Annotated in this window: 23 protein-coding genes; 8 read left to right on the top strand and 15 right to left on the bottom strand. The window is 57.5% G+C overall.

The genetic code is table 11. The features are described 5' to 3' along the window. Positions 1-34 precede the first annotated feature (34 nt). Positions 35-1,426, bottom strand: a complete 1,392-nt coding sequence (locus LG383_RS18450; RefSeq protein WP_106995426.1) for an NCS2 family protein — start codon at positions 1,424-1,426, stop codon at positions 35-37. A gap of 222 nt (positions 1,427-1,648) precedes the next feature. Here LG383_RS18450 and gltS point away from each other — a divergent pair, with 222 nt between their 5' ends. Further along, positions 1,649-2,851, top strand: coding sequence for a sodium/glutamate symporter (gltS, locus tag LG383_RS18445; protein WP_106995427.1), 1,203 nt, complete (start codon positions 1,649-1,651; stop codon positions 2,849-2,851). Here gltS and recG read toward each other — a convergent pair whose 3' ends face one another. The 5 genes from recG to gmk are packed head-to-tail and all read right to left on the bottom strand — an operon-like array spanning position 2,852 to position 8,714. After that, positions 2,852-4,930: an ATP-dependent DNA helicase RecG gene (gene recG / locus LG383_RS18440; protein ID WP_225759872.1), complete on the bottom strand. Its 2,079-nt coding sequence runs from the start codon at positions 4,928-4,930 to the stop codon at positions 2,852-2,854. A 2-nt stretch (positions 4,931-4,932) separates the two neighbouring features. Then, entirely contained in the window at positions 4,933-5,622 is a 690-nt protein-coding gene (gene trmH, locus LG383_RS18435) for a tRNA (guanosine(18)-2'-O)-methyltransferase TrmH (RefSeq protein ID WP_225759871.1), read from the bottom strand. Positions 5,623-5,626: 4 nt separating this feature from the next. Continuing rightward, positions 5,627-7,741, bottom strand: a complete 2,115-nt coding sequence (gene spoT / locus LG383_RS18430; protein WP_106995430.1) for a bifunctional GTP diphosphokinase/guanosine-3',5'-bis pyrophosphate 3'-pyrophosphohydrolase — start codon at positions 7,739-7,741, stop codon at positions 5,627-5,629. A gap of 19 nt (positions 7,742-7,760) precedes the next feature. Next, positions 7,761-8,036 (bottom strand): DNA-directed RNA polymerase subunit omega, encoded by a 276-nt coding sequence (gene rpoZ, locus LG383_RS18425; protein ID WP_032615688.1) that lies wholly within the window; start codon positions 8,034-8,036, stop codon positions 7,761-7,763. 54 nt (positions 8,037-8,090) lie between these two features. Continuing rightward, complete coding sequence (gmk, locus tag LG383_RS18420; protein ID WP_166181116.1) at positions 8,091-8,714, bottom strand: guanylate kinase; 624 nt, start codon at positions 8,712-8,714, stop codon at positions 8,091-8,093. Between the two features lie 251 nt (positions 8,715-8,965). Between gmk and ligB the strand changes: the two genes are divergently transcribed. After that, complete coding sequence (gene ligB / locus LG383_RS18415) at positions 8,966-10,636, top strand: NAD-dependent DNA ligase LigB (protein ID WP_225759870.1); 1,671 nt, start codon at positions 8,966-8,968, stop codon at positions 10,634-10,636. Here ligB and LG383_RS18410 read toward each other — a convergent pair. The 3 genes from LG383_RS18410 to LG383_RS18400 form a co-directional block, all read right to left on the bottom strand. Continuing rightward, positions 10,633-11,250: a trimeric intracellular cation channel family protein gene (locus LG383_RS18410; RefSeq protein WP_106995520.1), complete on the bottom strand. Its 618-nt coding sequence runs from the start codon at positions 11,248-11,250 to the stop codon at positions 10,633-10,635. The two genes, ligB and LG383_RS18410, sit on opposite strands and share 4 nt — an antisense overlap. Positions 11,251-11,415: 165 nt before the next feature. Further along, positions 11,416-13,353 carry an acyltransferase family protein gene (locus tag LG383_RS18405; protein WP_225759869.1) on the bottom strand — a complete coding sequence of 646 codons (1,938 nt, stop codon included), beginning with the start codon at positions 13,351-13,353 and terminating at the stop codon, positions 11,416-11,418. A gap of 174 nt (positions 13,354-13,527) precedes the next feature. Then, positions 13,528-14,391, bottom strand: a complete 864-nt coding sequence (locus tag LG383_RS18400; protein WP_106995434.1) for a YicC/YloC family endoribonuclease — start codon at positions 14,389-14,391, stop codon at positions 13,528-13,530. Between the two features lie 124 nt (positions 14,392-14,515). Between LG383_RS18400 and rph the strand changes: the two genes are divergently transcribed. Beyond that, positions 14,516-15,232, top strand: a complete 717-nt coding sequence (gene rph, locus LG383_RS18395; protein ID WP_106995435.1) for a ribonuclease PH — start codon at positions 14,516-14,518, stop codon at positions 15,230-15,232. A gap of 70 nt (positions 15,233-15,302) precedes the next feature. Further along, positions 15,303-15,944, top strand: coding sequence for an orotate phosphoribosyltransferase (pyrE, locus tag LG383_RS18390; RefSeq protein ID WP_166181122.1), 642 nt, complete (start codon positions 15,303-15,305; stop codon positions 15,942-15,944). A gap of 49 nt (positions 15,945-15,993) precedes the next feature. On the opposite strand, the gene slmA is transcribed toward pyrE, so the two are convergent. From slmA to coaBC, 3 genes are all read right to left on the bottom strand, one after another. Continuing rightward, on the bottom strand, positions 15,994-16,590 hold the full coding sequence (gene slmA / locus LG383_RS18385; protein ID WP_106995437.1) for a nucleoid occlusion factor SlmA: 597 nt from the start codon (positions 16,588-16,590) through the stop codon (positions 15,994-15,996). Between the two features lie 117 nt (positions 16,591-16,707). After that, positions 16,708-17,166: a dUTP diphosphatase gene (gene dut, locus LG383_RS18380; protein WP_032615705.1), complete on the bottom strand. Its 459-nt coding sequence runs from the start codon at positions 17,164-17,166 to the stop codon at positions 16,708-16,710. Then, positions 17,144-18,355 (bottom strand): bifunctional phosphopantothenoylcysteine decarboxylase/phosphopantothenate--cysteine ligase CoaBC, encoded by a 1,212-nt coding sequence (gene coaBC / locus LG383_RS18375; RefSeq protein ID WP_225760161.1) that lies wholly within the window; start codon positions 18,353-18,355, stop codon positions 17,144-17,146. Before coaBC ends, dut begins: the two co-directional genes overlap by 23 nt. 174 nt (positions 18,356-18,529) lie before the next feature. On the opposite strand from coaBC, the gene radC reads away from it, so the two are divergent. From radC to mutM, 4 genes are all read left to right on the top strand, one after another. Next, positions 18,530-19,195, top strand: a complete 666-nt coding sequence (radC, locus tag LG383_RS18370) for a DNA repair protein RadC (protein ID WP_166181125.1) — start codon at positions 18,530-18,532, stop codon at positions 19,193-19,195. A gap of 216 nt (positions 19,196-19,411) precedes the next feature. Beyond that, the gene (rpmB, locus tag LG383_RS18365) at positions 19,412-19,648 is read left to right on the top strand and encodes a 50S ribosomal protein L28 (protein ID WP_002436699.1); all 237 of its coding nucleotides are present in this window, start codon (positions 19,412-19,414) and stop codon (positions 19,646-19,648) included. Positions 19,649-19,670: 22 nt separating this feature from the next. Then, a complete protein-coding gene (rpmG, locus tag LG383_RS18360; protein ID WP_003024094.1) occupies positions 19,671-19,838 on the top strand; it encodes a 50S ribosomal protein L33 in 168 nt (55 codons plus the stop codon). Between the two features lie 72 nt (positions 19,839-19,910). Continuing rightward, positions 19,911-20,720 carry a bifunctional DNA-formamidopyrimidine glycosylase/DNA-(apurinic or apyrimidinic site) lyase gene (mutM, locus tag LG383_RS18355; RefSeq protein ID WP_225759868.1) on the top strand — a complete coding sequence of 270 codons (810 nt, stop codon included), beginning with the start codon at positions 19,911-19,913 and terminating at the stop codon, positions 20,718-20,720. Between the two features lie 46 nt (positions 20,721-20,766). Here mutM and coaD read toward each other — a convergent pair whose 3' ends face one another. Genes coaD through waaA form a run of 3 tightly spaced genes read right to left on the bottom strand, consistent with a single transcriptional unit; the run spans position 20,767 to position 23,294 of the window. Then, on the bottom strand, positions 20,767-21,246 hold the full coding sequence (coaD, locus tag LG383_RS18350; RefSeq protein ID WP_106995440.1) for a pantetheine-phosphate adenylyltransferase: 480 nt from the start codon (positions 21,244-21,246) through the stop codon (positions 20,767-20,769). Positions 21,247-21,249: 3 nt separating this feature from the next. Further along, complete coding sequence (locus LG383_RS18345) at positions 21,250-22,020, bottom strand: glycosyltransferase family 2 protein (RefSeq protein WP_225759867.1); 771 nt, start codon at positions 22,018-22,020, stop codon at positions 21,250-21,252. Next, positions 22,020-23,294: a lipid IV(A) 3-deoxy-D-manno-octulosonic acid transferase gene (waaA, locus tag LG383_RS18340; RefSeq protein ID WP_166181131.1), complete on the bottom strand. Its 1,275-nt coding sequence runs from the start codon at positions 23,292-23,294 to the stop codon at positions 22,020-22,022. The genes LG383_RS18345 and waaA overlap by 1 nt, the downstream gene beginning before the upstream one ends. Positions 23,295-23,376 lie beyond the last annotated feature (82 nt).

Below are 23,376 nucleotides of genomic sequence, written 5' to 3'. Positions count from 1 at the left end.
TTACGGCAGCAGTTGCCTGCTGCCGTAAAAGGGATCAGTTCTTTTCTGGCGGGAAAATCAGGTTCAGAACGATAGCGGTGATCCCGCCGGCAGCGATGCCGGAAGAGAGCAGGTTTTTCACCCAGTCCGGGGCAAATTGCAGGATCAGCGGCTGCTGAGATACGCCCAGACCGACTGCCAGCGACAGGGCGATAATCATGATCGCACGGCGGTTCAGCGGCTCACGGGAGACGATACGTACGCCCGATGCCGCGATAGTGCCGAACATCACCAGCGTTGCGCCACCGAGTACCGGCTCAGGAATGTGCTGCACAAAGCCACTCACCGCCGGGAACAGACCCAGCACGATCAGCATCAGCGCTACCACAAAGCCCACGTAGCGGCTGGCCACGCCGGTCAGCTGGATCACGCCGTTGTTCTGACCGAAGCAGGAGTTCGGGAAGGTGTTGAACACGCCGGAGACAAAGGAGTTCAGGCCGTTGGCCAGCACGCCGCCCTTCAGGCGCTTCATGTACAGCGGGCCAGAGACCGGCTGCTCAGAGACGTCGGAGGTGGCAGTGATATCCCCGATGGTCTCCAGGGAGGTGATCATAAAGACCAGCATCAGCGGCAGAAGCAGGTTCCAGTCGATGCCCAGCCCGTAGTAGAGCGGGGTCGGAACCATGATCAGTGGGCTGTCGGTCGTGGCGGCAGACTGCGGCAGCATGTCCATCCCCCAGGCGGCGAGGTAGCCTGCGGCCATGGCAATCACCAGCGAGGCGACGCGCAGGTACGGGTTACGCTGACGGTTAAGCAGAATAATGATCGCCAGCACGATGCCCGCCAGCAGCAGGTTTTTCGGGGCGCCAAAGGTATGGTCGGCCATCGCGGCGTAACCGCCACCGATGGAGGTCAGCCCCACCTGAATCAGCGACAGGCCGATAATCATCACCACTACGCCTGAGACCAGCGGGGTAATAATGCGGCGCGCCAGGTGCAGCACGCGGGAGATCACCATCTCGGTGCAGCTGGCCAGCATCAGGGTGCCGAACAGCGCGGCCATCATCGTCGGGACATCTGCGCCGCCGGTTTTCAGCGCCGTACCGCCCATGATCAGCGGAGCGACAAAGTTAAAGCTGGTGCCCTGAATCGACAGCAGGCCGGAACCCACCGGACCCCAGGCTTTAATCTGTATGATGGAGGCTACACCTGAAGCAAACAGCGACATGCTGATGATGTGCTGGGTGTCCTGCGCCGGTAAACCGAGCGCCTGGCAGATCAGCAGGGCAGGGGTGATGACGGCCACGAACATCGCCAGCAGATGCTGACAGGCGGCGAACAAGGTCTGCGCCAGCGGGGGGCGATCTTCAAGACGGTAAATCAGTTCACTGTTATGCGGCTGCGCAATCGGTTGCGCATCTTGCTGTTCTACGGCGTTTACGGACATCTGCTGCGATCCCCAGGAAGAAAAGCGGGCATTTTAGCCGAGTGGGTGAGAAAAGCAAACGATTGCTCGCAAAATAGCAGAGAAAACCCTCAGCTTAATACGGCTTTTCTGTCACGCTACGGTAAAGTTCATTACACTCCTGCTCCCGGTTGCGCTTAAGTCGCGCAAAGGGTTCAGCAAAACACGCATTTCATGGAGCACGTGTCATATAAGGAGCCCACTATGATTCATCTCGATACGTTGTCGACCCTCGTTGCGGCAACGCTGGTTTTACTGCTTGGTCGTAAACTGGTTCACAGTGTCCCCCTTCTCAGAAAATACACCATCCCGGAACCCGTCGCGGGCGGGCTGCTGGCCGCCGTTGCGCTGCTGGTGCTGAAAAAGAGCATGGGCTGGGAAATCGACTTTGATATGACGTTAAAAGACCCGCTGATGCTGGCCTTTTTCGCCACCATCGGCCTGAACGCCAACCTCGCCAGCCTGCGGGCAGGCGGCAAAGTGCTGGGCGTGTTTTTGATTGTGGTGGTCGGGCTGCTGGTGATGCAGAACGCCATCGGTATCGGCATGGCCTCCCTGCTGGGGCTGGATCCGCTGATGGGCCTGCTGGCCGGTTCCATTACCCTCTCCGGCGGACATGGCACCGGGGCGGCGTGGAGCAAGCTGTTTGTCGAGCGCTATGGTTTCCAGAATGCTACCGAAGTGGCGATGGCCTGCGCCACCTTCGGCCTGGTGCTGGGCGGCCTGATCGGTGGGCCGGTGGCGCGCTATCTGGTGAAGCACTCCACCACGCCGAACGGCTGTCCGGAAGATGAAGCGGTGCCGTCGGCGTTTGAGAAGCCGGACGTCGGACGGATGATCACCTCCCTGGTGCTGATCGAAACCATCGCCCTGATCGCCATCTGCCTGACGGTGGGTAAAATCATTGCGCAACTGCTGGTGGGGTCCGCATTTGAACTGCCGACCTTTGTCTGCGTGCTGTTCGTGGGGGTGATCCTCAGCAACGGCCTGGCGCTGATGGGCTTTTATCGCGTCTTTGAGCGGGCGGTATCGGTGCTGGGTAACGTCTGCCTGTCCCTGTTCCTGGCGATGGCCCTGATGAGCCTCAAGCTGTGGGAGCTGGCCTCGCTGGCGCTACCGATGCTGGCGATTCTGGCCGTGCAGACCCTGTTTATGGCGTTTTACGCAGTGTTCGTGACCTGGCGGATGATGGGCAAAAACTACGACGCGGCGGTGCTGGCGGCCGGACATTGCGGCTTTGGGCTGGGAGCGACGCCAACGGCGATCGCTAACATGCAGGCCATCACCGAGCGTTTCGGTCCATCGCACATGGCGTTTCTGGTGGTGCCGATGGTGGGGGCGTTCTTTATTGATATCGTCAACGCGCTGGTGATCAAGCTGTATCTGATGTTGCCGATGTTTGGCTGATCAGGCGTTGGAGTAGCGCTCGGTCTCGGGCATCCAGCGCTCGATTAACGCTGCCGCCTGGTCGGGGTAGCGTTCATGGATATGGCGTGCCAGACGCTGAACTTCGGGGATCATGCCCTGATCGCGCAACAAGTCGGCCACTTTAAACTCGGCGTTACCGGTCTGGCGGGTGCCGAGCAGTTCGCCCGGACCACGGATCTCCAGATCCTGTTGCGCAATTACAAACCCGTCATTGCTGTCGCGCAGCACCTGCAGACGTTTCTGGGCGGTTTTCGACAGTGGAGCTTTGTAGAGCAACACGCAGTGTGAGGCCACTGCGCCACGTCCGACGCGGCCGCGCAGCTGGTGGAGCTGCGCCAGGCCCAGACGCTCCGGGTTTTCGATGATCATCAGGCTGGCGTTAGGCACATCCACCCCGACTTCAATCACCGTGGTGGCGATCAGCAGATGCAGATCGCCCTGCTTGAAGGATTGCATCACCGCCTGCTTCTCGGCAGGTTTCATCCGGCCATGCACCAGCCCGACGTTCAGCTCCGGCAGGGCCAGCTTTAACTCTTCCCATGTAGCTTCCGCCGCCTGGGCTTCCAGCAGATCCGACTCTTCAATCAGGGTACAGACCCAGTAGGCCTGACGGCCTTCCTGACAGGCGTTGCGCACGCGATCGATGATGTCGCTGCGGCGCGTATCGGGTATGGCGACGGTAGTGACCGGCGTACGGCCCGGAGGAAGTTCGTCGATGGTGGAGGTGTCGAGATCGGCATAGGCGGTCATCGCCAGGGTGCGCGGGATCGGCGTGGCGGTCATGATCAACTGGTGCGGATGGTACCCCTGCTGGAGCCCTTTTTCCCACAGCGCCAGACGCTGATGCACGCCGAAACGGTGCTGCTCATCGATGATCACCAGCGCCAGGCCGTGGAACTGCACCTGCTCCTGGAAGATGGCGTGGGTGCCGACAATCATCTGCACCTGACCGCTGGCGATGGCCTCCTGCTGCGCCTGTCGCGCCTTGCCTTTTTGCTTCCCGGCCAGCCAGCCCACTTCAACCCCCAACGGGGCAAACCAGCTGCGGAAGTTATTCGCGTGCTGCTCGGCCAGCAGTTCAGTCGGGGCCATCAGCGCAACCTGTCTGCCGTGGGCAATGGCGCGCAGCGCGGCCAGGGCCGCCACCAGCGTTTTACCGGAGCCAACATCGCCCTGCACCAGGCGCATCATCGGCACGTCCAGCGCCAGGTCGCGTTCGATCTCGGCGGTCACGCGGGCCTGCGCCCCGGTAGGCTTAAACGGCAGCGAGGCCAGAAGTTTATCTTTTAATTCGTCCTGGGGCGGGAGCGGCAGGGCATGAAAACGCTGGGCACCGGCGCGCAGCGCCAGCATGCTCAGGTTATGCGCCAGCAGCTCTTCCAGAATCAGTCGACGCTGGGCCGGATGTTGCCCGCTCTCCAGATCGCTTAACTGTAATGTTGGCGGCGGGCGGTGCAGGGTGCGCAACGCCTCTGGCAAACTCATCATCCCCTGCGCCAGCTCGGGTGGCAGCAGTTCGGTAATGGCGCAGGTGTCGAGCAGCTCCAGCGCCTGATCGGTCAGCTTGCGCAGCGTCGCCTGCTTGATGCCTTCGGTGGTCGGATAGACCGGAGTCAGTGTCTCCTGCATCTCCGGGGTGCTGAGATCGCCCTGCACGCGGTACTCCGGGTGGATCATCTCCGCGCCGTATTTCCCGCGTTTGGCTTCACCATAGGCCAGCACCCGTCGCCCGGGGGCGAGGCTGTTTTTCATCGCCGCGCTGAAGTTAAAGAAACGCATCGTCAGGATGCCGGAGCCGTCGCTGATCTGGCAGGTCATCATCCGGCGACCGCCGAAGGTGATGTTGCTGTTCAGGACTTCGCCTTCAACCGTGGCGTAAATGCCGGGCAGTAGCTCGCCAATCTGATAGAGCTGGGTGCGGTCTTCGTAACGCAGGGGGAGGTGCAGGAGGAGATCCTGCACGGTATGCAGGCCGATTTTTGCCAGTTTGCTGCTCTGGGCCGCGCCAACGCCCGTCAGGGAATTGAGCGGCACGGCATCCAGCAGGCGGCCTTGCATGATTATTTCGTCGCTTGCATGGTGGCCCACCACGTCGCATCGGCTTCAATTTCGCCCTGCATATTCACGTGGGGGTAGGGTAATCTTTTCTGCTTCGCCACATTGGCCAGCACCGGATAGCCGCCTTCAAACAGCAGACGCTGCTGCTCGTCTTCCGGCAGCATGCTGTTCTCGCGCTTGTACATCCCGGCATTTTGTCGCTGGCGCTGGGCTTCATACAGAATGAGCGCGGAAGCCACGGAGACGTTCAGGGACTGCACCATACCGGTCATCGGAATGATGATGTCCTGATCCGCCAGATCTAACGCTTCCTGGGTGATCCCCGTTTTCTCCTGACCCATCAGAATGCAGGTCGGGCGGGTGTAATCGATCTCGCGGAAGTCGACGGCTTTGTCGGAAAGATGGGTCGCCAGAATCTGCATGCCGCGCCCTTTCAGGTGCGAAATGGCGTCGCCAATATTGTCGTGGGCTTTGACCTGCACCCAGCTGTTGCTGCCTGCGGCAGCCGAGGCCATGGGACGCATTCGCGTCCCTTTCCAGACGGCGTGCACTTCATGCACACCGACGGCATCAGCGGTACGGACGATAGCAGCCACGTTATGCGGTTTATGAACCTGCTCCATGCAGACCGTCAGATCGGGCTGACGCCTGGCGAGCATTTCGCAGATCCGGGCATAACGTGTTGAATTCATAACGCTAGTTTCGGTTACGGGTGACTTTGATTACGTCGGCCATCACGCGGATTTTGCGCATGATGTTCGCCAGATGCACACGGTCGCGCGCGGTCAGACGAATAAAGGCGCTGTAAACGCGGCCATCTTTCTCTTCCGTATTCAGGCTATGAATGTTGGAAGAGGCGGTATTGATTGCCGCCGTCAGGTTCGCCAGCGCACCCTGGTGGTTGAACATATCCACCTTGATTTCGGTGATGAATTCCTGCTCGGTCTCTTTATCCCACTCCACCGCCATAAACTTCTCAGGCTCTTTCTGGTAGCCACGGATGTTACGACAGGATTCGTGGTGGATAACCAGACCCTTACCAGGGCTGACGTGAGCAATAATCGGATCGCCCGGGATCGGTCGGCAGCACTTGGCAAAGGTGATCAACACGCCGTCGGCGCCTTTGATCGGCAGATGGCCGTGGCTGGTTGATGACGGCTGCGGCACAGAGGTTTCGCCCTGCTGCAGGTTCTTCGCCACCACCACGCTCATCGCGTTACCCAGACCGATTTCCGCCAGCAGATCGTCAAGCGTAGCGAGCTTCATGCGCTCGATTTCACGCTGGACGTTCTCTTTCGGGATCTCAGCCAGCTTGCGGCTGCCGCCCAACGCGTGGTTGAGCAGACGACGGCCCAGGCTGACGGAGTCGTCGCGTTTGAGGTTTTTCAGCAACTGGCGGATCTTGGCGCGGGCTTTCGAGCTCACGACAAAGTTGAGCCACGCCGCGTTCGGACGGGCGCCAGGTGCGGTAATGATTTCCACCGTCTGGCCGCTGGTCAACGGCTGTGACAGCGGGTACGGCTGCCTGTCGACACGTGCGCCGACACAGGCATGACCGATATCGGTATGCACGGCGTAAGCGAAGTCGACCGGGGTTGCGCCAGCAGGCAGCTCGACAATGCGCCCCTCTGGCGTGAAAACGTAAATCTCATCCGGGAAGAGATCGGATTTAACGCTCTCGATAAATTCAAACGAGCTACCGGCGCTCTGTTGCAGCTCCAGCAGGCTCTGCATCCAGCGCTGGGCACGGATCTGTGCGGTGGTGCTGCTTTCGCCGCCACGCTCTTTATAAGCCCAGTGCGCGGCAACACCCATCTCCGCCATCTGATCCATGTCTTCGGTGCGGATCTGCACCTCAACCGGCACGCCGTGCGGGCCAATCATCGAGGTGTGCAGAGACTGATATCCGTTCGCCTTGGGAATAGCGATATAGTCTTTCATCCGACCCGGACGCGGTTTATACAGGCTGTGCATCTGACCCAGCACGCGATAGCAGGTGTCGGAGTCATGGACGATCACGCGGAACGCGTAGATATCCATGATCGAGTGAAAACGCTGCTCTTTGAGCACCATTTTGCAGTAGATGGAGTACAAATGCTTTTCGCGACCGCTGACGCGGCAGGGGATACCGGCTTCCTGCAAACGTCCTTCGATTTCCGAGAGGATCTTCTGAATCATCTCTTTACGGTTACCACGTGCGGCTTTCACCACCTCTTTAATCACGCGGAAGCGGTTCGGGTACAACGCTTCAAAACCCAGCTCTTCCAGCTCGGTTTTAATGTGATGAATACCTAAACGGTGCGCCAGCGGGCTGTAGATTTCGAGGGTTTCACGGGCAATGCGACGACGTTTGTCCGGGCGCAGAGAGCCCAGGGTGCGCATATTGTGGGTACGGTCAGCGAGTTTGATCAGAATGACGCGGATATCCTGCACCATCGCCATGATCATTTTGCGGAAGTTTTCGGCCTGCGCCTCTTTCTTGTCGCGGAAATTCAGCTTATCAAGCTTAGAGACCCCTTCCACCAGCTCGGCAACGCTTTTGCCAAACAGCTGTTCCATGTCCTGGTAGGTGGCGGGGGTATCTTCGATCACGTCATGCAGCAGGGCAGCCATCAGCGTTTCATAGTCGAGTTTCATCTCGGCCAGAATACAGGCCACCGCTACCGGGTGCGTGATATAGGGTTCACCGCTTGAACGTGTCTGGCCCTCGTGAGCGTCACGTGCAACGAGATACGCCTGCTGGAGACGCTTAATCTGGTCTACCGGCAGGTAGGTTTGAATCAGTTGATTCAGGCTTTCAAACAGATACAAGGGCGACCCGCAGGTTTAATTAACGACGACCTTCAGCAATGGCGGTAACGGCCTGCAGTTCTGCGGCTTCCTGCTCTTGCTGCTCCTGGCGTTCACGAACATCAAGGATCTGGTTGTTGATCAGACCTTCTTCGATTTCACGCAATGCGATAACGGTAGTTTTATCGTTTTCTTCCGGTACCAGTGGATCTTTACCGCCTGACTGCATCTGACGAGCGCGACGCGCGGCGACCAGCACCAGGTCAAAACGGTTACCAATTTTCTCTACAGCGTCCTGAACAGTTACGCGTGCCATACTTAAAATGCTCCACAGATGAAGAAATGACTGGGCATGATACTGAATGTGGGTTCAGTCTGCCAACAGTTTGGTGATTAATGCGTCATGTCGCTGCTTCTGGCGGCTCATGCGCAGACGTTCGGCGCGAAGGATGATTTTGAGATCGCTCAGGGCGGCGTCAAAGTCATCATTCACAATCAGGTAATCATATTCGGCGTAATGGCTCATTTCCGCAACTGCCTGGGCCATACGTTTTGCGATAACCTCTTCGCTGTCCTGGCCGCGGCCGCGGAGACGGCGATCCAGCTCATCTTTCGACGGCGGTAAAATAAAGATACTGCGCGAATCAGGCATCTTCTTGCGAATCTGCTCCGCGCCCTGCCAGTCGATATCCAGGAACACGTTTACGCCGGTCGACAGCACCTGCTCAATAGTTTCACGTGAGGTGCCGTAGTAATTACCGAAGACTTCCGCGTGTTCAAGAAACGCATCCCTGCCAATCATCGCTCTGAATTCGTCGTGATCAACAAAGAAATAGTGTTCACCGTGTACCTCACCCGGACGCGGCGCGCGCGTGGTGTGAGAAACCGATACCTGGGTATCATACAACGGTTGGGTTTTTAACAGCGCCTGAATCAGGCTGGATTTACCCGCGCCACTAGGGGCAGAAACAATATAAAGCGTGCCTTGAGCCATGAGAGTCTTTTGTATGTGTTAGCGAAGAAAGTCCTACATACGGGCTTATTATACACGTCGCCGCTTCGTGACGTAGCCTTTGTCACACTTTTTCCGCTTCTTAGTTGATTTTTGCTCTCCCTTTTCCACTTTTCTCCGCCGTTTGCTGCAACAGAAACAAAGTCCTGATGACGGCTCGTAAAGTCTGTTTTTGCCTGTCGCCTGCGATGTCATACCGCGTTATACCCTCCATAAAACAGGGAGGGATAACGATGTGGCGATGTTTTGGTGTACTCATGCTGCTCTGGAGCAGTTGCGGCCTGGCGGTATGCCCGGTCTGGTCACCCGCGCAGGCAGAGCAGGAGATCGCCCGGCTCAGCGTGCAAATAGCCCGCTGGGATAAAGCCTACTGGCAGCAGGGCGTCAGCGACGTCAACGACGAAATATATGACCAGCTGGCTGCGCGGCTGAAACAGTGGCGGCACTGCTTTGGCGATGAGCCGGCGACAGACGCGCTGTTGCCTGCGGGCGGTTCGATCAGGCATCCGGTCAGCCATACCGGGGTGACGAAGGTAGCCGACAAAGCGGCACTTCGGCAGTGGATGCATTCGCATCGCGATCTGTGGATCCAGCCCAAGGTGGATGGCGTGGCGGTGACGCTGGTCTACCGCCAGGGGCACCTGGTGCAGGCCACCAGCCGGGGCGACGGGCTGAAAGGCGAAGACTGGACGGCAAAAGTGAAGCGTATGGCCTCGGTGCCCGCCCGGGTAACGGGCCCGCTCGCCAACAGCGTGTTACAGGGGGAGCTCTTCTTGCTCCGTGATAATCATATCCAGCAGCAGATGGGCGGCATGAATGCACGGGCAAAAGTCGCCGGGGCGATGATGCGTCAGGATGAGAGCGCCGCCCTGGATCACATCGGCATCTTTATCTGGGCCTGGCCGGACGGTCCTGCCCCGATGGGCGAGCGCTTGCAGGCGTTAACCCGGGCGGGCTTCACCCTGAGCGAATCCTGGACGCAGCCGATCGGTTCAGTGGAGGAGGCTGAAACCATACGCGATCGCTGGCTGAAGTCGCCGCTGCCCTTTGTCACCGATGGCATCGTGATCCGCTCGGCGCAGGAGCCTGCGGGCAAGCACTGGTTGCCCGGAGACGGTAGCTGGGTGGTGGCGTGGAAGTATGCCCCGGCCGCCCGTGTCGCCGAGGTTCGGGCTATCACCTTCGCCGTGGGGCGTACCGGCAGGATCGCGGTGGTCGCGATACTTGAGCCGGTACAGCTTGATGATAAACGGGTGCAGCGCGTCAATCTGGGGTCGGTGAGGCGCTGGCAGGAACTGGATATTGCGCCGGGCGATCAGGTTCAGGTCAGCCTGGCCGGGCAGGGGATCCCGCGGGTGGATAAAGTCGTCTGGCGGGGGAGCGAACGGAAAAAACCTGCGCCGCCAGCGTCGCGCTTTACGCCGCTGACCTGTTTTTATGCCTCACCGGAATGCCACGAACAGTTTATGGCCCGGCTGGCCTGGCTGAGTTCGTCGGCGGTGTTAAACATCGAAGGGCTGGGTGACGCTGGCTGGCAGATGCTTCATCAGGCACATCATTTTGAGCACCTGTTTTCGTGGCTGGCGCTCACCCAGGAGCAACTCCAGCATACGCCCGGTCTTTCAGCCCAGCGCGGCCTGCGGCTCTGGCATCAGTTCAACCTGGCGCGCCGTCAGCCCTTTACCTGCTGGCTGGATGCGCTAGGCGTGCCTCTGCCCCGGGTGGCCATGCGTGCGCTGGGGGATGGTCACTGGCAGCAGTTGCAGAGCAGAGATCCGCTGGGCTGGCAGCAGGTTCCGGGCATTGGCGTGGAAAAAGCGCGCAGGCTGGTGGAGTTTGTTCATCACCCCACCGTTAACGCCCTGACCGCCTGGCTGAATGAGCAGGGCGTGCAGGGGTTTTAGTGGCTGTCGTGGCGGTAATAAAAGACCGGCAGGCCCAGCTTTAAACGCAGCGCCAGCATACGGGCGGTAAAACCAAACAACAGCGTGGAGATAATCACCACATCCTGATTGCTCACGTAGTGCTGCAGGGCGACGTACAGCACCGCTGAAGCGAAGGAGACCCCAGCATAGATCTCTTTTTGAAAGACCAGCGGAATGCGTTTGCAGAACATATCCCGCAGGACGCCGCCAAACACGCCGGTGATCACCGCTGCGATAGTGGCGATAACCGGGCCTTCGCCCATATCCAGCGCGACCTGGGCGCCAATAATGGAGAAGACGATCAGGCCGAGCGCATCCAGCACCAGAAACAGACGTCGCAGATGGGGCATCACCGGGGCGACGATGGTGGTCAGCACGGCCGCAATGGCCACAATAATCACATATTCAGGATGCTGCACCCAGCCGAGCGGATAGTGGCCCAGCAGGATATCCCGGACCGAACCCCCGCCCAGCGCCGTCGCCGTAGCAATAATAATGACCCCGAAAGTGTCCATACGACGACGCCCGGCGGCCAGGGCTCCGGTCATAGCCTCAGCGGTGATACCGATCAGATACAGGATGTGCAGCAGCATGTTACCCCCCAAATTAAGGCCGTCAGGGTAACGTTTTGTGGGCTGTCTCACGATTTAGATTTTTTTGTGTGAGTAGCCATTCCTTAGAATAACTAATGGATGATTGGCGTGATAAGTGCGATATCAGGTTTTTTAACCCGATATCGCATTAGATTTATTTGGTCTTTACTGCTGCGGTCGGCTAAAAACCTGGCTGAACATCGGTACCAGTATTTTATTACCGGTTTCACTGAGGTGATTATCGTCGAAGTACCAGGGTTGAAGATTTTTACTGCCCATACAGCGACTCGCGGTACAGAGCCAGGCGCTGGGATCCAGTACCTGAACGCCGCACTCTTTTGCCGCCCGCGCCTGGGCCTGCAAAATGGCCGCGTTCTTTTTCTCGTAGTCCGCCAGAGGAACTGATAAATCGCGGGTAGCTTTGCCGGTCATCAGACGATGGGATAACGTGCGGGGAACGTTACGCGCCATCTCGGGGATCGGATTCACCAGCCAGACCGGATGCGAGCGATTCAGGGTGCACGCCATCCCGACAATCGCCTCGGCATACTGTTGCAGGTACGCCTGCTTGTCTGGCGAATGGGTATCAAATTTCACCAGCTGCTGTTCAGCATAATGCGTCAGGCGGTTCACGATCACCACCGGCACATCTGACGGATAATCCTGCAGCCGTGAAGGGAGGGAGCGATTGAATGCGCCGCATCGGTTGTTCTCGCTCAGTTCACCCGTCGCCAGCGTCGGGCAGCCAGAATAGGTTATACCGATAACCGAGCCTTTGCCCTGCGCGGCTTCTGCCAGGGCGGTTGCTGTGGCTTCCGCATGGCTATCGCCAATAATGATGGCGGCAGGCTTACCCGTACCGTAAGTGCTTAAGTGCGTTTTCGGGTTAGCAGCATAGTTTTTGTTGGTGGCTTCCAGCGCGATTTTGTTCACCAACGGATCGGGCTGGCTGACAACAATATTCTTTTTCACCAGATAGCTGAACAGCCAGGCGACCACCACGCAGGCAAACAGGATTAACCAGAAAGCGCGGGTCGAGCGCTGGTTCAGGTAGTTTTTTCCGGGCTGCTCAATCAATACCCAAGAGAGCCATCCGGCGGCAAAAGAGAGCGCAATCGCGCTCATCACCCACAGCCCATTATGCTGTTGCCCGGAATAGATCAGGAATACCGCAATGGGCCAGTGCCATAAGTAGACGGAGTATGAGCTCAGCCCGGCCCAGCGAAAATTGCGGTCAAACAAGCTCACCAGCGGCTGGTAGTCGCTGTAAATCACCAGCATGGCACCCGCGACGGGGAGTAAGGTCAGCGGGCCAGGCCAGGCTTGTTCTGCCGTGATGAACACGAGGGATAGCAGGATCAGAGCGTAACCCGCGATCGCCGTAAATGGCCGCAGCTTTAACGGCAGGATAAAACGCTGTGCGGCGTACCAGACCAGCCCGCCACACAGCATCTCCCAGGCACGATACGGCATCAGATAAAAGCTGGTGGCCGGGTTTGTGGAGGTTTGTGTCATGCTCACCATAAAGGACGCGACGGTGAGGACCAGCAGACAGAGGCCGGTGTTGAGCTTTTTCCTGAGGGGATATAAGCCCATCATAATAAACGGCAATACCAGGTAGAATTGCCATTCAACGGACAAAGACCAGGTATGTAAAAACCAGTTCTCATGCGAGTCGAGGGCAAAATAATCCCCGGTCTCTTTGTTGAGTTTCAGGTTGGAAATAAACAGAGCGGCATAGCCAATATAGTTTCCGAGCTTTTTATACTCATTTGTCGGTAGCCAGAAAAAGGTCGCTACGGCGATAACCAGACACATCGCCAGCAGGGCGGGAATTATTCTTTTGCAGCGCGCGGCATAAAACTGAATAAGGTTAAAGCGGTTGCGTTCCAGGCCGGTGGCGATGATTTTGGTCATCAGAAAACCGGAGATCACGAAAAACACATCCACGCCCGCGAAACCGCCGGGCAGCAGGGTGGCGGTAAAGTGATAAAAAACAACAGAAAGAATGGCTATTCCGCGCAGCAGGTTGATGTCCTGCCTGAAATCGCGGTCAACTGAGAGGCTGGAGACGCCCTCTAATGATAAGTTGATGTTTGCCATTAGGTTTCCTGAAAAGGACGATCTGAATAAGGAATGCGGCCTGCATTCTATCAAAATCAGGAAAAGAGTGCTTATGTTCTGATGCGCCTGAAGCAGACAGTAAATTCTTATGGCTATTAAATAAAAATGGTCCCTGAGTGGGACCATTAATAACAAATCGGTGTCTGTTACTGCTTATTCGATGTTCTGGATCTGCTCACGCATTTGTTCAATCAGCACCTTCAGTTCAATCGCAGAATTAGTAACATCGGCGTTGATCGATTTCGATGCCAGGGTGTTCGATTCACGGTTGAACTCCTGCATCATAAAGTCGAGACGGCGACCGACGGCCTCTTTCTTCTTCAGAATGTTGTAGGTCTCTTTGACGTGCGCTTCCAGACGATCCAGCTCTTCGGAAACATCGATACGCTGGGCCATCAGCACCAGTTCCTGCTCGAGACGGTTATTCTCCAGTTGAACTTCGGCGTCTTCCAGCTTGGCAACCAGACGCTCGCGCTGCCACTGCAGGATCTCTGGCATATGGGAACGGACTTTCACCACTTCGCCGCTCACGCCTTCCAGGCGTTGCTCGATCAGCGCTTTCAGCGCCTGGCCTTCGGTTTCCCGGGCCTCGATGAAGTCGTCCAGCGTGCCGTCCAGCGCAGAAAGGATCTCAGCGGTAATCGCATCCAGATCCTGGTCGCCAGCTGCCATCACCCCAGGCCAGCGCAGAATATCAACCGGGTTGATTTCGCCTTCGTCGCTCTGCATTTTGACCCAGTTAGCGGCGTTCACCAGCTGTTTAGCCAGTTTCTCGTTGAGGATCAGCTCCCCTTGCGCGCTCGCATCGGGTTCAAAACGCAGGTTGCATTCAACCTTACCGCGCGTCAGACGAGACCGGATACGCTCACGAACCACGGGCTCAAGGCTGCGGAACTGCTCAGGCATACGGAAATAGGTTTCAAGATAGCGTTGGTTTACCGAGCGCATTTCCCAGGTAGCGCTGCCCCAGCTACCCTTGATTTCACGGCGGGCGTAGGCGGTCATACTGCGGATCATAGACATTTCCGTTTTTGAGGAGAGATGGGGGGATTATAGCTTTCGGGGCTTTCTCAGGATAGGAATAAGCGCGTTTAATCCGTATAATGCGCAGCCACATTCGTTTCAAGCCGGAGATATCATCATGCGTCCATCAGGTCGTAGCGCCAACCAGGTGCGCCCCGTCACCCTGACCCGTAACTATACAAAACACGCTGAAGGCTCTGTGCTTGTTGAATTTGGTGACACCAAAGTGCTGTGCACCGCCTCCATCGAAGAGGGCGTGCCGCGCTTCCTGAAAGGCCAGGGTCAGGGCTGGATCACTGCCGAGTACGGCATGCTGCCACGCTCCACCCATACCCGTAACGCCCGCGAAGCGGCGAAGGGTAAACAGGGTGGTCGCACCATGGAAATCCAGCGTCTGATCGCTCGTGCGCTGCGCGCTGCGGTTGATCTGAAAACCCTGGGCGAGTTCACTATCACCCTCGACTGCGACGTGATCCAGGCGGATGGCGGCACACGCACCGCCTCCATTACCGGTGCCTGTGTGGCGCTGGCCGATGCCCTGAACAAACTGGTTGCGGCCGGTAAGCTGAAAACTAACCCGATGAAAGGTATGGTGGCAGCGGTGTCTGTGGGTATCGTCAAGGGCGAAGCGCTGTGCGATCTGGAGTACGTTGAAGATTCTGCAGCAGAGACCGATATGAACGTGGTGATGACCGAAGACGGTCGTATCATCGAAGTTCAGGGCACCGCAGAAGGTGAGCCATTTACCCATGAAGAGCTTCTGGCGCTACTGGCGTTAGCCCGAGAGGGAATCGAATCCATCGTAACGACGCAGAAGGCGGCGTTAGAAAATTGATTTTAAAGGCGACTGATGAGTCGCCTTTTTTTTGTCCGTAGAAAAGCAAAGTCAGATGAGGAGTAAACCCATGAAACCCTATCAGCGCCAGTTTATTGAGTTTGCGCTTAGCAAGCAGGTCCTTAAGTTTGGCGAATTTACGCTGAAATCCGGGCGCAAGAGCCCCTATTTCTTTAACGCCGGGCTGTTTAATACCGGACGCGATCTGGCCCTGTTAGGCCGCTTCTATGCCGAAGCGCTGGTAGATTCCGGGATCGAATTCGACCTGCTGTTTGGCCCGGCCTATAAAGGCATTCCGATTGCCACCACCACCGCCGTGGCACTGGCGGAGCATCACGATCGCGACGTGCCTTACTGCTTTAACCGCAAAGAGGCCAAAACCCACGGCGAAGGTGGGAATCTGGTCGGCAGCGCGCTGCAGGGCCGGGTTATGCTGGTGGATGATGTGATCACTGCGGGCACCGCCATTCGTGAATCGATGGAGATTATCCAGGCCAACAACGCGACGCTGGCGGGCGTGCTGATCTCACTGGACCGTCAGGAGCGCGGACGTGGTGAAATTTCTGCTATTCAGGAAGTGGAGCGTGACTACAGCTGCAAGGTGACCTCAATCATTACCCTGAAAGACCTGATTGCCTATCTGGAAGAGAAGCCGGAGATGGCAGAGAGCCTGGCAGCAGTGCGTGCCTATCGCGAAGAGTACGGCGTCTGAGTTTATTGCCCGGTGGCGCTGTGCTTACCGGGCCTGAATGCTGTTTCCGCTACTGCAATTGCGCGGCGACTAACGGCCAGCGGGCATCAAAATCGTCCGTTGGACGATATTTGAATTCACTGCGCACAAAGCGGGAGAGCATCCCTTCACAGAAGGCCAGCACCTGCCCGGCAAGCAGCGATTCATCAATGCTGTAACCCTCGCCTTCACGCATCTTCTTTTCACGTAATACCTGGCGCAGCTGCGCTTCGATACGTTCGAAAAGCTGGTTAATGCGCCCCTGCAGCCTGTCCTGCTCAAACATCAGCGCGTGGCCGGTCAGGATACGGGTTAACCCCGGATTGCGCTCTCCGAAACCGAGGATCAGCTGGACAATCAGACGCAGCCGCGCGGTGGTGTCTTTTTCATCCTTCAGAATCAGGTTGATACGCGTGATCAGGCTGTCTTCGATAAACTCGATCAGGCTGTCGAACATTCGCGTTTTGCTGGGGAAATGACGGTACAGCGCCGCTTCCGACACGCCCACAGAGGCGGCCAGTTTCGCGGTGGTGATGCGTTGACTGCCATCGCTGGATTCAAGCATCAGAGCCAGAGATTGAAGTATTTCTTCGCGACGATTCCTTTTCGCAGTTTGTTTTTCTGCCATGTTACAAAATACCCCTGAAAATAAGCACTTGTCAGGCTGACATCCACACAACAACCGCAAACGTCTGTTTGCGGTTTGTTAATACGTTATTAGATTGTGGAATGCGTTTAGCCGGGTTTATTTACGCCCGGAATGGCCGAAGCCGCCTTCGCCACGATCGGTGGCGTCAAAGTCTTCTACCAGATTAAATTCAGCCTGTACCACCGGGACGAATACCATCTGGGCGACACGCTCGCCAGGTTGAATGGTGAAGCTGTCCTGGCCACGGTTCCAGACGGAGACCATCAGCTGACCCTGATAGTCAGAATCGATCAGTCCCACCAGATTGCCCAGCACGATACCATGCTTATGGCCCAGGCCGGAACGCGGCAGGATCACCGCCGCCAGAGAGGCATCGGCAATGTGGATTGCAAGACCGGTCGGCAGCAGCGTGGTGGCGCCCGGTGCCAGCTCTACGGCGGCGTCGAGGCAGGCGCGCAGATCAAGACCGGCAGAGCCGGAAGTGGCATAGGTCGGCAGCGGAAATTCCTGACCAACACGCGGGTCCAGAATCTTAACGTCGATTTTTTTCATCATAACGGGTAACGATCTCGTCCAGTAATAGTTGGCCCAGGAGTTCCTTGCGCTCAAGCGGTAAGACTTTATCTCCATCCTGCCAGAATAGGTGCAGTGCGTTGCTGTCGCTGTTAAATCCTTGGGTGGCCAGCGATACGTCGTTCGCGCAAATCAAATCGAGGTTTTTGCGGGTACGTTTTTGCCGGGCATATTCTTCCACATTATTCGTTTCAGCGGCAAACCCAACAACGTAAGGCCGACGATCTTTTAGCGCGGCGACCCCGGCAACAATATCCGGGTTTTTCACCATTTTTATTGTGATTTCATCGCCTTGCTTTTTAATTTTCTCATCCGCGATGGCCGCTGCGCGGTAGTCCGCCACGGCGGCACAGCCAATAAAAATCTGCTGCTGTTGCGCGTGCGCCTGGACGGCCGCTTCCATCTCCAGTGCGGTGGTCACGTCGATGCGCTGCACCCGCGGCGGCGTTGGCAGCGACACCGGGCCGCTGACCAGCGTGACTCTGGCACCGCGCTGCGCGGCGGCGGCGGCAATGGCAAAGCCCATCTTGCCGGAGCTTTGGTTAGTGATATAGCGCACCGGATCCAACGGCTCACGCGTTGGACCCGCGGTAATCATGATGCTGAGATGTTGCAGATCGTTGACAGGTGAAAAATGGCTGGCGGCCAGATCCACAATCGCCAGCGGATCCAGCATGCGGCCCGGGCCGACATCGCCACAGGCCTGGCTGCCGCTGTCCGGCCCCCAGATCTGCAGACCGCGGGAAGCCAGGGTTGCCAGGTTATGCTGGGTGGCCGCGTTGCGGTACATCTGCTGGTTCATGGCCGGGACCACGGCGACCGGCGCCGGGGTGGCCAGACAGATGGTGGTCACCAGGTCGTTGGCCATACCGGCGGCCACGCGAGCAATAAGATCGGCGGTGGCCGGGGCAAGGATAACTAAATCTGCCCACTTACCCAGCTCGATATGGCCCATCGCGGCTTCCGCCGCCGGATCGAGCAGGCTGTCAGACACCGGGTAGCCTGAAACGGCCTGCAGGCTCAGGGGGGTAATGAACGCTTTGCCCCCTTCGGTTATTGCCACCCGCACGTCCGCGCCGCGCTCGCGCAAACGGCGCACCAGTTCCGGCGTTTTATAGGCTGCAATGCCGCCGCTGACGCCGAGAACGATTTTTTTACCGGCCAGGCTCATCATGATTCTTTCCTGTTGGGTTCACCAGAGAGGCGGGCATTTTATCACAATCCGAAATGCATCGGGATGTTGTCCACCGGCCACTTTGCGAGGCGTTACGCAAGACGAGAAATCCGCCATCGTGGGGGGCCACTGTCTGTGGCAGCATAGCCTGACTATGGAGGAGGTGAGTGTATGGAGACATCATCCCCGCAGTTACCGCGGGAAAAAATGCTCGCTGATGGCGCCACGACGCTGACGGACGATGAGCTTCTGGCGCTGTTTCTGCGAACCGGAACGCGAAGTAAAAGTGTGTTCACGCTTTCTAAAGACCTGTTGCAGCATTTCGGCTCGTTGCACGGCTTGCTGACTGCCGAGCTGGCCGCGTTCAGGCGGGTCGACGGGATCGGTATTGCGACCTTCGCCCAGCTCAGAGGCATTGCGGAGCTTGCCCGTCGTTACTACTGCTCGGGGATCAGACGGGAAACCCCGCTGGAGAACCCGGAGATGACCCGGGAATTTGTGCGCAGCCAGCTGGCGGAAGAGGAGCGAGAGATTTTTATGGTGATTTTCCTCGATAATCAAAACCGGGTCCTGCAACATTCCCGGTTATTTTCGGGGACCCTGAGCCATGTGGAGGTGCATCCACGAGAAATTGTGCGTGAAGCGATAAAAGTGAATGCCGCTGGCGTGATCCTCGCGCATAATCACCCCTCAGGGCGCGCCGAACCGAGCAAAGCCGACAGAGACGTGACCGCACGCATCATGAAATGCTGTCAATTCATGGATATTCGTGTTCTTGACCATCTGGTGATAGGCCGCGGAGAGTACGTTTCGTTTGCCGAACGTGGGTGGATTTAAGCCATTTCTCGCGATCCATCGGGATCTTTGTCTGTTCGGGACTTGAGCACATCCGCGAGTCAGCGTATACTACGCCACCTTTGAGAATCTCGGGTTTGGCAATTGGGCCTGGCAATCGATGGTTCACTTAGAATCGCGATGACTGGGCTGTAAAGCCTGACGAGGCGCCGATACCCCATACGAAGCTCGAGCTAATTTGATTTTTGGAGAATAGACATGTCCCGAGTCTGCCAAGTTACTGGCAAGCGTCCGGTGACCGGTAACAACCGTTCCCACGCACTGAACGCGACTAAACGCCGTTTCCTGCCGAACCTGCACTCTCACCGTTTCTGGGTTGAGAGCGAGAAGCGTTTTGTCACCCTGCGTGTATCTGCTAAAGGTATGCGTGTTATTGATAAGAAAGGCATCGATACAGTTCTGTCCGAACTGCGTGCCCGTGGCGAAAAGTACTAAGTACTTAACGAGGAAATAAATCATGGCTAAAGGTATTCGTGAGAAAATCAAGCTGGTTTCTTCTGCTGGTACAGGTCACTTCTACACCACCACGAAGAACAAACGTACTAAGCCGGAAAAACTGGAACTGAAAAAGTTCGATCCAGTTGTACGCCAGCACGTACTGTACAAAGAAGCTAAAATTAAATAATTTTAGAATCCTTGTACTGAAAAACCCCGCAACTGCGGGGTTTTTTGCATTCTGAATCTCAACGGAGGAACCATGCCTGAATTACCTGAGGTAGAGACCAGCCGCCGTGGCATTGAGCCTCACCTGGTCGGTGCGACCATTCTTCACGCTGTTGTCCGCAACGGTCGTCTCCGCTGGCCAGTTTCTGATGAGATCCACGCCCTGAGCGACAAACCCGTTCTCAGCGTCCAGCGCCGCGCGAAGTACCTGCTGCTCGAGCTGCCGGATGGCTGGATCATTATCCATCTGGGGATGTCCGGGAGCCTGCGTATCCTCACTGAAGAGCTGCCCGCGGAAAAGCACGATCATGTTGACCTGGTGATGAGCAACGGCAAAGTGCTGCGCTATACCGATCCCCGCCGCTTTGGCGCCTGGCTGTGGACCAAAGAGCTGGAAGGGCACAACGTGCTGGCGCATCTGGGGCCGGAGCCGCTCTCGGATGAGTTTGACGCGGAATACCTGAAAGCGAAGTGCGCGAAGAAGAAAACCCCGATTAAACCCTGGTTGATGGATAACAAGCTGGTGGTCGGCGTGGGTAACATCTACGCCAGTGAATCGCTCTTTGCTGCCGGGATCCATCCCGATCGCCTCGCTTCGTCGCTTTCCCCGCAAGAATGCGAGCTGTTAGTCAGGGTGATTAAAGCGGTGCTGCTGCGTTCGATTGAGCAGGGCGGAACCACCCTGAAGGATTTCCTGCAGAGCGACGGTAAGCCGGGCTACTTTGCTCAGGAGCTGCAGGTCTATGGCCGTAAAGATGCGCCATGCCGGGTCTGCGGTGCGCCGATTGTGGCGACCAAGCACGCTCAGCGCGCCACCTTCTACTGCCGTCAGTGCCAGAAGTGATATGCAGGCCGGGCAAGCGCAGCGCCGCCCGGCAAGAAGGCAGGAACTACTTCAGCTTGTCCATCAACGCCTGATGAACCACCGCGGGTAAGAAATGGGTGACATCCCCCGCGTGGCGCGCCACCTCTTTCACCAGCGAAGAGGAGATAAACGACCACTCTTTGGAGGGCATCAGAAAGACGCTCTCCAGCTCGGGCATCAGATGGCGGTTCATGTGCGCCAGCTGCATCTCATATTCAAAGTCGGCCACCGCACGCAGGCCGCGGATCAGGATATTCGCCTGCTGAGCGCGGGCAAAGTTCGCCATCAGGTCGCTAAAGCCCACCACGTCCACATTAGGCAGGTGCGCGGTAGCGGCTTTTGCCAGGCCCACCCGCTCCTCAAGGTCAAACAGCGGCTTTTTGCTGGGGCTGGCGGCAATCGCCAGAATCACCGTATCAAACATGCTTGCGGCACGGGTGACGATGTCAATGTGACCGTTGGTGATGGGATCGAAGGTACCCGGATAGATCGCTTTTGTGCTCATGGCTCACGCTTTCTCTGAGTAGCCGCGGTTCAGCGCCCACAGCTCGGTGTATTTATTAAAAGTATACTGGGCGTTAACCACCGCCAGTAACCAGCCCTGTTTACCGTCCAGCACGCCACCACGCAGCACCAGCGTCTTCAGGAACGCCCCTGCGGTGTGGCTGAAAATACCCGCCAGCGAGGTTGTCTTACCGCGCTGATGACGCTCCTGAGCCCAGGCCGTGGCGTAATTAAGCTGTTTGCGCTGGAAGCTGGCGAAATCACGGCAGGTGAGATGCAGCAGATCGCCGTCGAGGGCAATGACTGGCGCCTTGCCGCAGTCCAGTGACTCATGCACCAGATTATCGTTGTACTGATAGCGCGTGCGCGGGTAGAGACGCATCACCCGATCGGGATACCAGCCGCTGTGACGCATAAAGCGACCCAGGAAGTAGTTACGTCGGGCGATGCTGTAGACGGCCTCGGGTTGAGGTGCAGCCAGCACGCGCTGGATGGCCTGGTGCAGTTCCGGGGTAACGCGCTCGTCGGTGTCGATCATCAACACATAATCGCCGGTGGCGAACTGTTGTGCACGCTGGCGCTGAATGCCATAACCCTGCCAGTCGGGGTTGCTATAGACCTGCACTCCGGCCGCGCGGGCGACCTCCACCGTGGCATCAGTACTGCCGGAATCGAGCAGGACGATCTCATCGGCCCAGGCTACAGAGGCGAGGCAATCCGGCAGCAGGTCAGCGGCGTTTTTGGCGATCATCACGACCGACAGACGCGCAGACATTAATGGCTCCGTACGGGCAGGTAAGGTTGCAGAAGTTGCAGCAGGCGGGTCAACGCCCCCTGGTTCTGGTGCAGCACTTCGACAGCGTGACGGCCATACCACAGACGATAGTCTTCGTCAGTCAGCAGGGTGGAAACTTCCTTCACGATCGAGTTGGCATCGTTAACGGTAATCAGACCGTCGGCCTGCTGCAGCTTGGCGCAGATATCTTTGAAGTTGAAGGTGTGCGGCCCCATCAGCACAGGAATAGCGTGCGCTGCCGGCTCCAGCGGATTATGCCCGCCGCGCTCCACGAGACTGCCACCGACAAAGGCCAGATCGGCAATGCCGTACAGCATCATCAGCTCGCCCATAGTATCGCCAATCACCACCTGGGTGCTGGTCGACGGGATTTCACCGCTGCTGCGCATAATGAAGCTGAATCCGCCTTTCTGCACCATGTCGCGGGCATCTTTAAAACGCTCAGGGTGACGTGGCACCAGAATTAACAGCAGATCCGGGAAGCTTTCCAGAAGCTGGCGATGCGCCTGGAGGATAATCTGTTCTTCGCCGTCGTGGGTGCTGGTGGCGATCCACACTTTACGGCGCGGCGCCCACTGGCGACGCAGGGTGATCGCCCGGGCAGCCAGCTCCGGAGTGACAGAGATATCAAATTTCAGGCTACCGGTGACCGCCAGCTGATTACGCTTCAGGCCCAGCGACAGGAATCGCGCGCCGTCCTCTTCATTCTGGGCCGCGATCAAGGTGATTTTACTCAGCAGGCGGCGCATAAATTTGCCCAGCTTGCCGTATCCCTTCGCAGAACGTTCCGACAGACGGGCATTGGCCACCACCAGCGGAATTTTACGGCTGTGCAGGGCGGAAATCATGTTCGGCCACAGTTCGGTTTCCATCACGATCACCAGCTTAGGGCGCACGGTATTGAGGAAACGGTTCATGGCGCAGGGTAAATCGTAAGGCAAATAGACGTGATGAACGTCTTTGCCAAAGGCGGACATGGCGCGTTCGGAGCCGGTTGGCGTCATAGTGGTGACGGTGATCGGCAACGACGGATAACGGTGGCGCAGGGCGCGGACCAGCGGAATGGCCGCCAGCGTTTCACCCACGGACACGGAGTGGAGCAGGATACCGTCCGGCGCAACTTTGTTGCGGCAGAAACCATAGCGTTCAGCCCAGCGTTTACGGTAGGCAGGCGCTTTACGGCTACGTAGCAGCAGTCGTAGCCACACCAGTGGCTGAATAATATAGAGCAGAGCGGTATACAACAATTCCAAGCGATTATCCGTTTTTCAGTTTCGGCGGGCAAATTCTAAGCATTTAGGCCGTTTAAAGCTATCCCTTTGGCGCTTTTGCTCA

Origin of the sequence: Leclercia sp. Marseille-Q4284, assembly GCF_916618945.1 — a bacterium.
Taxonomy (GTDB): Bacteria; Pseudomonadota; Gammaproteobacteria; order Enterobacterales; family Enterobacteriaceae; genus Enterobacter; species Enterobacter tamurae.
Note: the sequence above shows the minus strand (reverse complement) of the source record. Positions and strands in the feature narration are given on the sequence as shown.

Coding starts and splice junctions, on each gene's coding strand:
- radC (WP_166181125.1), top strand. CDS start 18,530: ATGGAGACATCATCCCCGCAGTTACCGCGGGAAAAAATGCTCGCTGAT.
- slmA (WP_106995437.1), bottom strand. CDS start 16,590: ATGGCAGAAAAACAAACTGCGAAAAGGAATCGTCGCGAAGAAATACTT.
- recG (WP_225759872.1), bottom strand. CDS start 4,930: ATGCAAGGCCGCCTGCTGGATGCCGTGCCGCTCAATTCCCTGACGGGC.
- rpmB (WP_002436699.1), top strand. CDS start 19,412: ATGTCCCGAGTCTGCCAAGTTACTGGCAAGCGTCCGGTGACCGGTAAC.
- coaBC (WP_225760161.1), bottom strand. CDS start 18,355: ATGAGCCTGGCCGGTAAAAAAATCGTTCTCGGCGTCAGCGGCGGCATT.
- LG383_RS18405 (WP_225759869.1), bottom strand. CDS start 13,353: ATGGCAAACATCAACTTATCATTAGAGGGCGTCTCCAGCCTCTCAGTT.
- trmH (WP_225759871.1), bottom strand. CDS start 5,622: ATGAATTCAACACGTTATGCCCGGATCTGCGAAATGCTCGCCAGGCGT.
- LG383_RS18345 (WP_225759867.1), bottom strand. CDS start 22,020: ATGTCTGCGCGTCTGTCGGTCGTGATGATCGCCAAAAACGCCGCTGAC.
- coaD (WP_106995440.1), bottom strand. CDS start 21,246: ATGAGCACAAAAGCGATCTATCCGGGTACCTTCGATCCCATCACCAAC.
- mutM (WP_225759868.1), top strand. CDS start 19,911: ATGCCTGAATTACCTGAGGTAGAGACCAGCCGCCGTGGCATTGAGCCT.
- LG383_RS18450 (WP_106995426.1), bottom strand. CDS start 1,426: ATGTCCGTAAACGCCGTAGAACAGCAAGATGCGCAACCGATTGCGCAG.
- rpoZ (WP_032615688.1), bottom strand. CDS start 8,036: ATGGCACGCGTAACTGTTCAGGACGCTGTAGAGAAAATTGGTAACCGT.
- rph (WP_106995435.1), top strand. CDS start 14,516: ATGCGTCCATCAGGTCGTAGCGCCAACCAGGTGCGCCCCGTCACCCTG.
- dut (WP_032615705.1), bottom strand. CDS start 17,166: ATGATGAAAAAAATCGACGTTAAGATTCTGGACCCGCGTGTTGGTCAG.
- rpmG (WP_003024094.1), top strand. CDS start 19,671: ATGGCTAAAGGTATTCGTGAGAAAATCAAGCTGGTTTCTTCTGCTGGT.
- LG383_RS18400 (WP_106995434.1), bottom strand. CDS start 14,391: ATGATCCGCAGTATGACCGCCTACGCCCGCCGTGAAATCAAGGGTAGC.
- gltS (WP_106995427.1), top strand. CDS start 1,649: ATGATTCATCTCGATACGTTGTCGACCCTCGTTGCGGCAACGCTGGTT.
- gmk (WP_166181116.1), bottom strand. CDS start 8,714: ATGGCTCAAGGCACGCTTTATATTGTTTCTGCCCCTAGTGGCGCGGGT.
- ligB (WP_225759870.1), top strand. CDS start 8,966: ATGTGGCGATGTTTTGGTGTACTCATGCTGCTCTGGAGCAGTTGCGGC.
- LG383_RS18410 (WP_106995520.1), bottom strand. CDS start 11,250: ATGCTGCTGCACATCCTGTATCTGATCGGTATCACCGCTGAGGCTATG.
- pyrE (WP_166181122.1), top strand. CDS start 15,303: ATGAAACCCTATCAGCGCCAGTTTATTGAGTTTGCGCTTAGCAAGCAG.